The 12,297-nt window shown below is 57.1% G+C and carries 15 protein-coding genes and 1 pseudogene; 10 read left to right on the top strand and 6 right to left on the bottom strand.

Annotation, left to right across the window (positions count from 1 at the left end):
• The first annotated feature begins 662 nt into the window (after positions 1 to 662).
• The 5 genes from ACK83U_RS09500 (at position 663) to ACK83U_RS09480 (ending at position 6,046) form a co-directional block, all read left to right on the top strand.
• Positions 663 to 893 (top strand): hypothetical protein, encoded by a 231-nt coding sequence (locus tag ACK83U_RS09500; RefSeq protein ID WP_112605072.1) that lies wholly within the window; start codon positions 663 to 665, stop codon positions 891 to 893.
• Positions 894 to 985: 92 nt separating this feature from the next.
• The gene (locus ACK83U_RS09495) at positions 986 to 2,746 is read left to right on the top strand and encodes an ABC transporter permease (RefSeq protein ID WP_112605075.1); all 1,761 of its coding nucleotides are present in this window, start codon (positions 986 to 988) and stop codon (positions 2,744 to 2,746) included.
• A gap of 21 nt (positions 2,747 to 2,767) precedes the next feature.
• Entirely contained in the window at positions 2,768 to 4,099 is a 1,332-nt protein-coding gene (locus ACK83U_RS09490; protein WP_112605078.1) for an AAA-associated domain-containing protein, read from the top strand.
• Positions 4,100 to 4,327: 228 nt separating this feature from the next.
• Positions 4,328 to 5,392, top strand: a complete 1,065-nt coding sequence (locus ACK83U_RS09485) for an ATP-binding protein (protein WP_112605081.1) — start codon at positions 4,328 to 4,330, stop codon at positions 5,390 to 5,392.
• A gap of 3 nt (positions 5,393 to 5,395) precedes the next feature.
• The gene (locus ACK83U_RS09480; RefSeq protein ID WP_112334384.1) at positions 5,396 to 6,046 is read left to right on the top strand and encodes a response regulator transcription factor; all 651 of its coding nucleotides are present in this window, start codon (positions 5,396 to 5,398) and stop codon (positions 6,044 to 6,046) included.
• A gap of 70 nt (positions 6,047 to 6,116) precedes the next feature.
• Here ACK83U_RS09480 and ACK83U_RS09475 read toward each other — a convergent pair whose 3' ends face one another.
• The 3 genes from ACK83U_RS09475 to ACK83U_RS09465 form a co-directional block, all read right to left on the bottom strand.
• Positions 6,117 to 6,512, bottom strand: coding sequence for a DUF4440 domain-containing protein (locus ACK83U_RS09475; protein ID WP_112605084.1), 396 nt, complete (start codon positions 6,510 to 6,512; stop codon positions 6,117 to 6,119).
• Between the two features lie 47 nt (positions 6,513 to 6,559).
• On the bottom strand, positions 6,560 to 6,946 hold the full coding sequence (locus tag ACK83U_RS09470; protein ID WP_246779863.1) for a hypothetical protein: 387 nt from the start codon (positions 6,944 to 6,946) through the stop codon (positions 6,560 to 6,562).
• A gap of 306 nt (positions 6,947 to 7,252) precedes the next feature.
• Positions 7,253 to 8,041, bottom strand: coding sequence for an XRE family transcriptional regulator (locus ACK83U_RS09465; RefSeq protein ID WP_015340459.1), 789 nt, complete (start codon positions 8,039 to 8,041; stop codon positions 7,253 to 7,255).
• A gap of 361 nt (positions 8,042 to 8,402) precedes the next feature.
• Between ACK83U_RS09465 and ACK83U_RS09460 the strand changes: the two genes are divergently transcribed.
• The 4 genes from ACK83U_RS09460 to ACK83U_RS09445 all read left to right on the top strand — a co-directional run bounded on the left by ACK83U_RS09460 (position 8,403) and on the right by ACK83U_RS09445 (position 10,099).
• Positions 8,403 to 8,627 (top strand): hypothetical protein, encoded by a 225-nt coding sequence (locus ACK83U_RS09460; protein ID WP_112605090.1) that lies wholly within the window; start codon positions 8,403 to 8,405, stop codon positions 8,625 to 8,627.
• 75 nt (positions 8,628 to 8,702) lie between these two features.
• Entirely contained in the window at positions 8,703 to 8,984 is a 282-nt protein-coding gene (locus ACK83U_RS09455) for a hypothetical protein (RefSeq protein WP_112399018.1), read from the top strand.
• Between the two features lie 58 nt (positions 8,985 to 9,042).
• A complete protein-coding gene (locus ACK83U_RS09450; protein WP_112334391.1) occupies positions 9,043 to 9,459 on the top strand; it encodes a hypothetical protein in 417 nt (138 codons plus the stop codon).
• Positions 9,434 to 10,099: a DUF6362 family protein gene (locus ACK83U_RS09445; protein ID WP_112605095.1), complete on the top strand. Its 666-nt coding sequence runs from the start codon at positions 9,434 to 9,436 to the stop codon at positions 10,097 to 10,099. The genes ACK83U_RS09450 and ACK83U_RS09445 overlap by 26 nt, the downstream gene beginning before the upstream one ends.
• Positions 10,100 to 10,169: 70 nt before the next feature.
• Here ACK83U_RS09445 and ACK83U_RS09440 read toward each other — a convergent pair whose 3' ends face one another.
• Positions 10,170 to 10,808 carry a class I SAM-dependent methyltransferase gene (locus ACK83U_RS09440; protein WP_183709558.1) on the bottom strand — a complete coding sequence of 213 codons (639 nt, stop codon included), beginning with the start codon at positions 10,806 to 10,808 and terminating at the stop codon, positions 10,170 to 10,172.
• A gap of 198 nt (positions 10,809 to 11,006) precedes the next feature.
• Between ACK83U_RS09440 and ACK83U_RS09435 the strand changes: the two are divergent.
• Positions 11,007 to 11,375: pseudogene (locus ACK83U_RS09435) on the top strand (sugar phosphate isomerase/epimerase); the annotation flags it as partial.
• Positions 11,376 to 11,465: 90 nt separating this feature from the next.
• On the opposite strand, the gene ACK83U_RS09430 reads toward ACK83U_RS09435, so the two are convergent.
• Together ACK83U_RS09430 and ACK83U_RS09425 are read right to left on the bottom strand one after the other, a co-directional pair.
• The gene (locus ACK83U_RS09430) at positions 11,466 to 11,672 is read right to left on the bottom strand and encodes a hypothetical protein (RefSeq protein ID WP_112334397.1); all 207 of its coding nucleotides are present in this window, start codon (positions 11,670 to 11,672) and stop codon (positions 11,466 to 11,468) included.
• A gap of 305 nt (positions 11,673 to 11,977) precedes the next feature.
• Positions 11,978 to 12,274, bottom strand: coding sequence for a hypothetical protein (locus ACK83U_RS09425; RefSeq protein ID WP_112605101.1), 297 nt, complete (start codon positions 12,272 to 12,274; stop codon positions 11,978 to 11,980).
• Positions 12,275 to 12,297: the final 23 nt, after the last annotated feature.

Raw genomic sequence — 12,297 nt, 5'->3', positions numbered from 1 at the left:
TCGCGCTCCGTCTGGATAAACGGCGAAATGACAGTGGAATCGATTATATATTCCTGATGCAACGCACAAATATTTGCAAATGAACTATTCTCGAGCTTTAATTTCGAAAGTTATTGTTGCACAAAAGCTCAGTTTTCCGACATTCATTCGACGTCTGGCGAGCTCGTTTCCGATGCGGGTCCGTTAAGAAAACAGTCCTGATCGGCTAAATTCCATCTTCCCCGCAACTATTGGCGGTCGGAAAATTAGTGACCAACGCAGTGTTAGAGAGCTCCCGGCCTCCAGATACTTCCCCGCTACAGAAGTGGTAACTTCAATTAGGGTCAGGATTTTATTGCCCCTATCGGTCCATTCGCCAACAAAGCCTACGGCTTATACTTTGGTATAATGGCGGTGCACCATTGCCTGATTGACCGCTCTTCGCGGCTGTGACACTACGGCCATGTCTTCGCAACATCAGGCGAAGGCTTACGAAACCAACAGATCAAGAAACCAATGGATAGCTACCCTAGTCGCTGTCCGGTTGTGGCGTCATGCTGCATCCGGACGGTCATCGCAACAGCCTGGACCGCTGCCGGCATTTGCCGGGCGAGCGTCGGTCGGGCTTAGCCTGTCCGGCTCGCCCTTCGAATCTGCCGTTAGGCGGGCCGATGAGGTGAGCCATGAACAACATCGTTCTTTTCCGCGGACGCAGGTTCGCAACCAAGTTTTCCGCCCCGAACGCTTTTGCCGTTTCGACCGGCAGCCGTCCGGCAGAACGTTCCGTATCGCTGCAGCGTCCGCGGCTGATCGCCATTTGGCACATCAATTCCCATACCGGGAAGCTTGAGTGCTTTTGGACGACGGAAAGCGGGCCTTTCCTTGATGAGGATGGCAGCCGTCGCGCGGCCTAAACCGTTCCTTCCGAAAGAAGTACCTGTGGCGTCGCTATGCGGCGCCTACGTCGCACCCTGGCTAAAAATTCCTGTTTTCAAAGGGTTATCACATGGTTTTCCTTGCTAACGATCGACGCGGGCGTAGTGCCGTCGCTGCGTTGGCGGGTGCGCGTATCCTGCCGAATGGCTATGATCTCGCCGCATTCGCTTTCATTGCCGCTGCCGCCTATCTCGCACTTCATGGTATAGCCGAGATGCGCGCGCCGCTGGCTGGCCTGTCCACGGTACCGCTGTCGCTCGACCCGGCCTATCTGCCCGAATACGCCCTGCGCACGACTTTGCGGATGATGGCGGCCATCATCGCCTCCCTCATTTTCACCTTCGTCGTCGCGACGCTTGCCGCAAAGAGCCGCCGCGCCGAGAAGATCATCATTCCGGCCCTCGACATTCTGCAATCGGTGCCGGTGCTCGGCTTTTTGACCTTCACGGTGACCTTCTTCATGGGGCTTTTCCCCGGAAGTCAGCTCGGCGCAGAATGTGCGTCGATCTTCGCGATCTTCACCAGCCAGGCATGGAATATGGCTTTCTCCTTCTATCAGTCGCTGCGGACGGTTCCGCGTGACCTCGATGAGGTCAGCCGTGGATTTCGCCTGTCGAGCTGGCAACGTTTCTGGCGGCTGGAGGCTCCCTTTGCGGCGCCCGGTCTCGTCTGGAACACGATGATGTCGATGTCCGGCGGCTGGTTCTTCGTGGTTGCATCCGAAGCGATCACGGTGGGTAACACCACCGTGCAGCTTCCAGGTCTGGGTTCGTGGCTGGCGGTTGCGATCGACAAGCAGGATTTCACCGCCGTAGGCTGGGCTGTGCTCGCCATGGCAGTTGTCATCCTTCTTTACGATCAGCTGCTTTTTCGCCCGATTGTCGCGTGGGCAGACAAGTTCCGCTTCGAGCAGACGGCCGGGCAGCAGAAGCCGCGCTCCTGGGTCTATTCGCTGATCCGCCGCACGCGACTCCTGAAATACGTGACCACGCCTTTGGCCGCTGCATGGGGTCGGCTGATGCTCCTGCGGTTGCCACCGACGTCGCGAGCCGTCGCAAGAGAGCGCGGCGGGCAGCGAGCCGTCAGCTGGGCTATCGACATCGCCTGGTATGCGCTGATCGCCGTCATTGGTGCCTGGAGTATCGGGGATGCGGTTTCCTATCTCAGCCAGACGCTCTCCTTGGCTGATGTCTGGATTGCTTTTGCCGGTGGGTTCGTGACGCTCATTCGCGTTGTCGTTCTCATTGCAGTCGCCAGCGTCATCTGGGTTCCGATCGGCGTCTGGATCGGCTTGCGTCCAGCTGTTGCCGAGCGCGTCCAGCCTCTGGCGCAGTTCCTGGCGGCCTTTCCGGCCAACGTACTCTTTCCCGTTGCAGTGGTTGCGATCGTTGCGACGGGCGCCAGTCCGAACATCTGGCTGTCGCCGCTGATGGTCCTCGGCACGCAATGGTACATCCTGTTCAACGTGATTGCCGGCGCGAGTGCATTCCCTACCGATCTGCGGGAGGTATCCTCGGTTTACCGGCTGCGCTCGTGGACCTGGTGGCGGCGAGTGATGTTGCCGGGGATATTCCCTTACTACGTCACGGGAGCGCTGACCGCTTCCGGCGGTTCCTGGAACGCCAGCATCGTCGCTGAACTGGCGAGCTGGGGCAACACGAAACTCGAAGCCTTCGGACTTGGATCATACATCGCGAGGGCGACTGAGGCGGGCGATTTTCCGCGCGTCATCCTTGGTATCGTCGTCATGTCGATCTTCGTGACGCTCTTCAACAGAACACTCTGGCGGCCGCTTTACGTCTTCGCCGAACGCCGCATGCGCCTCGATTAATTCAAGATCGGAGAACCGAATATGGAAAACGCTGTCATCTCCAGGAAGCTCGATATTGTAAAGAATGCACCGCTGGTTCTCGCCAAGCAGGTGTGCCAGGCTTACGACAAAGGAGCTTCCGGCTCGCTCGTCGTTCTCGAAAATGTCGATCTTCAGCTCTATTCCAATGAAATCGTTGGGCTGCTCGGCCGCTCCGGTTCCGGCAAATCAACGCTGCTGCGTGCAATCGCCGGCCTGATCCGCCCGAGCAAAGGGGACATCACCTTCCAAGGCAGGCCGGTCGTCGGCCCCAACCCCGATGTTGCCGTGGTCTTCCAGAGCTTTGCGCTCTTTCCCTGGCTGACCGTCCTCCGAAACGTCGAGCTTGGCTTGGAGGCGCAAGGTGTTGCCTCTTCTGAGAGGCGCAAGCGTGCGCTCGCTGCAATCGATCTCATCGGCCTAGACGGTTTCGAAAGCGCCTATCCGAAGGAGCTGTCGGGCGGCATGCGCCAGCGCGTCGGCCTTGCGCGTGCGCTCGTCGTCCGGCCGAAGGTTTTGCTGATGGATGAACCCTTTTCTGCGCTCGACGTACTGACGGCAGAAACGCTTCGCACGGATCTGCTTGATCTGTGGTGCGAGGGCCGCATGCCGATCGAGTCGGTTCTCATGGTGACACACAATATCGAAGAAGCGGTGCTGATGTGCGACCGTATCCTGATCTTCGGGTCGAATCCCGGCCGCGTGATTGCGGAGATCCATGTGGATTTGCCGCAGCCGCGCAATCGTCTCGATCCGGCCTTCCGCATGCTCGTCGAAGACATCTACGCGCGGATGACGGTAAAGACCGATGCGCCGTCGCGCGAAGGCCTTTTCCCCGGCACGGGTATTGCCATGGCGCTCCCGCGCGTGTCGACCAACCTCATGTCCGGTCTCATCGAAACGGTCGCCGCCGAACCGTATCGCGGGCAGGCCGACCTGCCGCCGCTGGCGGCCCATCTGCATCTCGATATCGATGATCTCTTTCCGGTCGCCGAAACGCTTCAACTCCTGCGTTTTGCCGATCTGGAAGGGGGCGACATTAAGTTGACGGCACCGGGCTTGCGTTTCTTCGACAGCGACGTCGATGAACGCAAGAAACTCTTCGAACAGCACCTGGCGACCTATGTGCCGTTGGCTGCACATATTCGCCGTGTGCTCGACGAACGGCCGACTCACCGCGCACCTGCACGGCGCTTCCGCGATGAGCTGGAGGATCACATGTCCGAGGATTATGCCGACACCACCATCAAGGCCGTCACGAACTGGGCTCGCTACGCGGAATACTTCGCCTATGACGAAAACGCCGATCTGTTCACGCTGGAAAACCCGAGTTGAAACCCCGCTGGAACGAACGCGAGAGGGCGCCGCCGGTTGAGGCGGCGATCAGCTCATGGCATTCCAGGATTTGACAGGCCGCCTAGCCAAGACTTAGCGCATCAGATCCGGCGGGTCGCCAGCTTTCTCGGCACCGGAGAACGCGGTTGTTGTTTTGATGCTTCGGTTCGGGCAGTTTGCAGCTTCCGCACGCAATCTTGCGGAAGCCGTGATGCAGGGATGCTAGAGATGAGGCGCGAGTTTTTGAAATACCTCTTCGAGATGCCCTTGCTTTGGCTCGGCATTGCTGTTCTTGCCGCTCTCATTTTTATCGGCGATACGATCACCGATCTGGAGATCGCCTTTGCCGTTTTGTATGTATCCGTCATCTTGCTGGCGGTCTATTCGGGGCGGACAGGCGCTATCGCGATAGTCGGGATTGCATGTGCTGCTTTGACTGTCATCAGCTATTTCCTGACGCGTCACGGCGCTTCGCAGGCGGGCCTGATCAACAGTACACTTAGCTTAGTCGCGATCGGCGCGACCACTTATCTGGCGATCAGGATCGAAATGCTTGATGCAAGGGCGAGGCAGGCGCAATCCGAGCTTGCACGCATGTCACGTCTCATGATCGTCGGTGAGTTGGGCACATCGATAGCCCACGAAGTCAGCCAGCCGATCACCGCAATTGCCGCTAACGGCAATGCCGCGCTTCGATGGCTGTCCGCAACACCGGCCGATCACGACGAAGCCCGCCGCGCTATCGAGCGAATTGTCGCGGATGCCGGGCGAGCAGGCGATGTCATCGGTCGTGTTCGCGGGCTCGTGGCGCGCTCGTCGCCCTCTAGCGACGCGATCGATCTCGTCGAGGCTATCAATGATGTACTGGAACTCGTTCGCAGCGAGATTCGACGGAATAAAATCCTGTTCCGCGCGGAATTGGTGAGCGATCTACCATTGATGGCCGGCGACCGGGTCCAGCTGCAGCAGGTGATCCTCAATCTCGTCATGAATGCGATCGAAGCTCTGGCGGAGGTCGATGAGGAAACGCGCGAGATGCTCGTCAGCGCTGCCGCGGACGAACGAAAGGTGACCGTCAGCGTGCGCGATACCGGCAGCGGCATCCCGGCCGAAAGGCTCGACAGGATATTCGATGCCTTCTACACGACCAAGCCGAAGGGCATGGGGATGGGGCTTGCCATCAGCCGATCCATTATCGAGGCGCATGGCGGGACCATATATGCCGCGCCGAATTTTCCACGCGGAGCCGTCTTCGGTTTCACCTTGCCGCTGAGCGGAAAGGCAAAGGGGTAGGGCATGCAAGGACAGCAGCCGACCGTTTACGTGATCGACGACGATCCATCCGTGCGCGATGGGCTGGACAGCCTATTACGCTCCGTCGGCTACGATACGCGTGCCTTTGCATCGCCGCGGAATTTCCTGGCTTCTTCTCGGTCTGAGGGGCCAGCCTGCATCGTGCTCGATGTCAGGATGCCGGATGCGAGCGGTCTTGATTTTCAGGATGAGCTTGCGCGTATGGGATATGCAATCCCGATCATTTTTCTCACCGGGCACGGCGACGTGCCGATGTCCGTCAGGGCGATGAAAGCGGGGGCGGTGGAGTTTCTCTTGAAGCCGTTCCGTGAGCAGGATCTCCTGGATGCAATCAGGCAAGCGCTCGAAATCGATCGCATCCGGCTGCGCAAGCAGGCGGCGGAAGTCGATCTTCATGAGCGATTTTCGACACTCACGCCACGTGAACGCGAGGTGATGGCGCTCGTCGCACGAGGTCTCCTCAACAAGCAGATCGCTGCCGAGATCGGCCTCAGCGAAATCACCGTCAAGGTTCATCGAGGTCAGGCGATGCGCAAGATGCGGGCCGACTCCGTCGCCGACCTCATTCGGATGGCGGATAATCTCGGCCTCACGAACGATAAAGCCAGCGATACTGCGCCCGGGCTTCGTTAGTCTTGCAGCACTCGTCCCCAGTCGCGAGGATCTCATGGCTTACGAATGCGGTGTTGCCACGCGGATTAGTTCAATCCCGCGGAATCGTTGGCGTTCCCTGATGAAAGATCATCTGCCATCGCCCATCGATACGCTGCCAAATCGAACTCCGTAAAGTATGCCGCTCCGGACTGCTCTCTCCGGCCCGCCGGATGCTTCTGTAGGTGACGAGGACAGCATCTGGGGAGATCGATCTAAAGGCATAGTCGCTGGAAATAATGGGAGGAGCGGCTTCTTCCCTCTTTTCTGCAGCCAGACCGGCGATCAGGTCATCCCTATCGTCGTAAACCGTACCGGAACTGCCAAATTCAACGAAGCCTTTGGCCAGCAATTCCGCCACGACTGCCGGCGACCGTCGTATTTCCGGGAGATGTAGCTTCTGCTCCAGCAGGCGGATCTCTTCAAGCTCGTGCTGGGGAACGTTCATTGTTTCAGCGACCTCCGGTGAATATCGATGTTTGTATGTCGCGGACCTCAGTATGTCACGAGCGCTTCCAGTTTTCTCTCCCGCTCGAACTTGTGGTTTTGATCATAGTCAGCTTCTCTAGATTGCTCCAACGCAGAGACGAAAAGTTCGGCGGCGTGACGACCCGCCTGTGTTCTGTCGTCTTCGATGACCGTTGCTATCCGCCGGAATAATTCGGACTCGAAGCTGCCTGCATTGTTCGAGGCATTCGGCCGTGACAGTCTTGCACCACCATCCAGTCTGATTGCCGACACATAGAACTCGTCCTCGTAATCGGCTCCTGCCGAGGTCAGCTCAGCACGCCCGTATAACAGCAATCCGGTTTCCCAACGATCGCATAGACGGATACTAAGCTCATCAAATGAATATTCGCAGGAGAATTCTGAAGCGTACATCATCATTCTCCCGCCCTGGCGATCGACGATAGCTCGGCAGCGCCGGCTCCCCTCACGGCATCTGCCGGTATGATTATGAAAGCATTCGGCTGTCTCGGCATGAATGACATTCTCCTTCGATGGCCTTGCGGCTTTTCCAATCGTTGCAATTGGCCTGTCCGGTTTCGCTAACTTCGGACGAGATCCTGCTCTTGTCCGGGCTCATTCCATTCAGGGCCAATGGCTCTTCTCGGTGAAGTTGCCATTCAACATGATATATGTCAACATAATTTATGTTTATCGCGTGCCTCAAATAGAAAATTGGTTTTATTTGCGTGCGATATGACCGCAGATCCGGCCGATGATCGTCAAGCGGTCCAATTCGACGGTAAAAGTTTCCAGTGCCGGATTGTCGGAGATGATCTTGACTTCGCTTGGCCGGCTAAAGGGAACTCGCTGCAAGCGCTTGATCTGCGGCTCCGTATAACCGTCGCTGATCGCATAGACCGTATCGGTGGTCATTTGGTTCTGTGAGAGATCGACGATGACGCGATCGCCGGGCATGTAGGTCGGCTGCATGGAATCGCCGACGACTTCCATGATGATCGTGTGGCTCGGGGAAGCCTTGGCCTCGTTTCGCAGATAGCCGGTGGGGATAAGCCATTCTGCGACGATCTTATGCCCGGCGACATTGCCTGAGCCGACGGGGAGGTTGATGACTTCGCCGACGACGCCGCTACCGGCGCCGAGCTTGACGTCCACTTCCGGTGTTGCGCCTTCGATCTGCGGCTTCCAGTGTTCCCGGCTATAGCTGAGCTCGTCGCCGCTCTCGGCAAATCCATCGTGATCCTGCTCGTCGGGATCGAAGGACATGACAATGTTTGGTGCCGGACGTGCGGTTTTGCGCTGGCCTTCGCCGGTGAGAAGATAAGCCGCGGTCGTGCCGAATTTCTTGGCATAGCGATTGGCGACTTCGGCGCTGAATTCGTTCTGACCGTTTTCATGCGCGCGATAGGTGGACAAGCTCACGCCCAGCGCTTCTGCCGCCTTCGTGGCTGATGGATAATTTGCGGCTTCGCGCGCCGCTCTTAGTCGTTCGCCCATGGATTTCTGCATCTTTTGACCCTTGCAAAATTTCCGACATAAATCATGTTGACAAGGTCATTATTATAAACATAATTTATGTTTATCAAGATGCCTGTGGCGCAAAACGCTATTTGGCGGGTGAGCGGCGCGGCGCAGTACGCGGCGGACAATGTTTTGGAGGTGAAGTTATGATCACAGGCAATGGGAACAGGAGGACAGTGTCGCAGGCTGGATATTTCGATCGCTTTTGGGGGTGCCCCGGATGCCTCCGAATTCTATCGATCGCGGAGATCATCGAGCTGCATTGTGAGGGTTGTGATGCAGCCGTCGAGCCTGCGGAAATGACGAAGATCGGGTCTTTTTCCGAAGCAGCTGGTCAGGAGGCGCTGCCATGATTGAAATGCTTCAGGGTCTTCTAGCCTGTATCGGCGCGGCGTTGTTTTTTGTCGCTATGGTGATCGCGATAAAGTCGGTCACTTGGAAATCGCCAATGAGATCCCTTGAGGATGAGGACTTCGGTGCTCCGGAGGGAGACCAAATTCATTTCCGCATTGCCGAAGACCCCACGCTTGCGCCCAAAGAGCCGGCACGGCCGGCGGAACTGCGCAGGCGGTAGGCGGGCACCCAAACGTCAAAACCCAATCGAAAACTCTAGAGATGGACCCGGCCAAGCGAGTCGGGGGAGGTTGCTATGAACGAATTTCAAATCGGAACAGAAGCCGTTGCCGGCGGCCATCTCGGCTGGATTCGCAAGGTTCACCGAGCGACAAATGAGGTCCTCCGGGATAGGAGAGGTGAACCGATCGTCTTTGCGACGCAAGATGCTGCCAAGGCTGCAGCCGGCGAGGCGATGGTTGCTTATCTCAACACGCCGATGCTCCGAGATGGGGCGAGGGTGGAAGCGATTTCTAAGGCGGAGGCCTTCTTCAAACCCAAATCGGCCAGCGCTACCGCCACGATTGGAAGCGCTTAGTGAGCTGCCCATGGATGGAAGAGGCAACAAATTCGCCGACGAAAGGAGTTGAACTGTCATGACCAAAGGCAGGCTGGATCTTATTCTCGATGGGCTCGGTATCAAGCTGGTTCCCGTCCATCGGCGCCGCGCACCGGCGGAGAGCCACGCGCGCGGTACGATGCAGGAAATCCGGGGCCGCTACGGGGACGGTCATCTGGTCTTTGTTCTGCGATGCATCCGACAAACCGGGAGCAATCGTGATGAACTCTGGTCGGACACGATCGGCGCCATATCCGATGTCCTGGCGCAGCGCCAGGATTGGGCGCTGCAGCGTCCAGGTGATCTCTTGGGTGCCTTCGATGATATAGCGCTTGCCACATTGCGCACGGATGCAGTGGCGCGGCGGCCGTGGCCCGTTCGGGCGACATTGCGAACGCTGATTTATCAGGAATTGGAGAAACGACTTGATGCACCGGTCCGCCTTGCAGTTTGACGATCTGTCCCGTCGCGCGGCTGAGATTGCCGACCTGAGCCTGATCGTCCGTGCACGTTTCGTCGAAGCTGCCGATACGATGGTTCATCTCGACGTGCGCGGCATCCGGCCCGACAGGATGCGGACACTTTGGCCGGAGGTTTTGCCCGAACCGATGGATCACGCCGATATCCGCATTCGCTATCGGCCGAGTGCTGCAGCCATCAGTCGGGCAGAGGAGGTTTTGCTGGAATGGCTCCGGGTTCACGTCCAGGATGAGGAGCGGCGCATTCTGCTTTCGCGATGGTCCATTTGTCTTGCCGCGCCCTATATTGCTGGTTCGTTTCGGGATTTTTGCGCGCGGACCGGGCGCGTACGGCGCACGGCCGAACGGCGTATTCACAGCAAGTTCCAGAAGTTGGCCGATGTACTTCTCGCTGCCTCACCGATGCTTCAGGAACCGGATTGGTCGCGCATATCGCCAATGATGCCGAATGCGCCTGGCGGTCTCGACCGGGCAAGGCCGAAGGCACTCAAACATGAAACACATTGGCTGCCGGACGATGCGCGGCCAGTTTTCGACGCGGCAAGCCCGGAACTTGCCGAACTGGCCAAGCGACTGGAACGCGGGAATCGTAGGCGCGCCAAGATGAAAGTCTGAGCCGTCGCACTGATGCGGTCCGAACCCGCGATCATTGTGATGCACCAATATCTCCGATTGGTGACTTTGTTCAATCAAGCGCAAAAACGCCGGCGGGGCGAGTCTTTGCAGTGATCTCGCCAAAATCTGGGACCGTGTATTCTGCCAAGAGCCGGAGACGCGATGTCGGCAGATGAACTCGCCAGGGATCACCGATCAGAATCATGATTTCCCGAGCCAGGCAGCGGTCCAGAAATGCGATGACGCTCTCCGCAAGCGCTGCCTCATAGAAAAGATCCCCGACGCATATGACGTCGACGTCAGGCGGTTCGCTTTTCGTCAGGTCGGCGAGTACCGTATCGATCGTCACATCATTGAGCGCGGCATTGAGCTCGATAGCTGCGATTGCATAGGGATCAATGTCGGCGCCATATACCTTCGCTGCGCCTGCCTTTGCAGCGGCAACCCCGACAATTCCCGAGCCGGCGCCCAGATCTAATACGCGGCGACCAGCCACACTTTCCGGCCTATCAAGAAGATAACGGGCGAGAGCCAGACCTCCTCCCCAGTAATGCGCCCAGTACGGTGAGCCGAATTGCGAATCTTGTTCTGCGAGGTGTCGCAGCCCGCTTTGTGGATCTGCTTTATGCAGGCAAATATCGGGGATACCTGGAACATGCATGACCGGGAGATTGGCGGCGATGAACCGCCGAAGCCAATCCTGGCTCATGGGATCATCCGAACTGCTGTTTCGTCTTGCCGAGATTCCTGTCGGCCGGCCTTTGCGCATCTTGAGTATTTTCGCGAATTGAGGGCTAGATCGTTTAGTTCGTCGGACTGGAGAATCCGATATTTACGGGGAATTTCAATTGGTTATTTGTAGCCCTCGTCAAAATCCTTATTCCTTGCGCGCTGATCGGCCTTCAAGGGTGTCGCCAACTCAGCCGAAAATTGGTTCGATCTTCTGCCAGGGCCGGCGGAGGTCAACCGAATTCTCGATGCTCTGCACGGTACAGTCGGCCTCAATGGAGATTTCGGCAACTGGGAGCGAGCCGGCAAATACGAGGATCTAGCGAAGATCATGGGCCGCGCCGAACTCTGTCACGCAAAGGGACGATATTCAGCAGCAGGCCTCGATAAGGAGGATTATGTTCGCTGCATTAAGCTTTCCAACTCCGCTGGCTATCAAGGTCCTTTCACACTGATCTACGACTCCGCTTACCATCAGGATGAATGGTCCGGGATCCTCGACGAGCGAGACTGCATCGCCAGCGTCTTCGAAGAGAAATCGACATAAAATAAGGTCGCCACCGCCACATTTGCAGAGGCGTTACTTGGGGAAATTGTGCTCAGTTTTGGATATAAAGCTGGATATCCGAGCAACACATCAGTGTAAATCGTAATTGTGTAATGCGCCAAGCAACTGATCTTGTGTTTGATAACCGGCGTTATAAAGATCAATGGCCACATTAGCTGCGGACAGACCTTCCTGACTTTGCAATTTGATGCTGCGCTCGGCGCACCATGCAAAAAGGGCACCTGCGAGGACGTCGATATCATCGGAGTAAAGCGGCGTGTTGACCATCATAGACATTCACTACACCATTCATGTCGGAGCTTGATATTGTGGGGTGAAGTGAACACTGCGTTGGTTTCGGAAATTTGCAACCAAGTTTACCGCGCGACGTTAACGGCCGCCTGATACGGGACAAACTCTGTGCCTTAACATAACATAGGCTCATTATTGGACATATTATTGCTGATTTTGATGTCCGCCGGGTGGTGGCAGCGACCGAGTGAGCCTGTCACCTGTATCGTGGGGCGCAATCAACAACACCACGCCGAGCGTAATTGCCAGCGCTACTAAGACGGATAATGCCAGCCTTGGCCGCGAAGGCATCATTGATGGACGGGATGCGATGCCTTAACCGCGGCCTCGATCAACTCCTCGGCATATAAAAGTGCCGATGCCGTATCTTCTCCGTCGAGCTTTAAATCCTTACACTTACGATGCATGGCTATACGAATTTGGGCTAGCAATGCTGCGTCAATATCGACTTCGCCTTCTTCGAACACATGCGTTAATGCCGACTGGGCGACAATTTCCAGGACCGCAACCCGGCCTTCGATTTCACCCAAAGAGGGTATCGCGTTCCTCTTCACATGCTGCTTGCAATCGCGATGGGTAGTAAGCATCTCGGTCACCTCCTTCACGAACG

It is taken from the genome of Rhizobium sp. WW22, from assembly GCF_047041135.1.
Taxonomy (GTDB): Bacteria; Pseudomonadota; Alphaproteobacteria; order Rhizobiales; family Rhizobiaceae; genus Rhizobium.
Note: the sequence above shows the minus strand (reverse complement) of the source record. Positions and strands in the feature narration are given on the sequence as shown.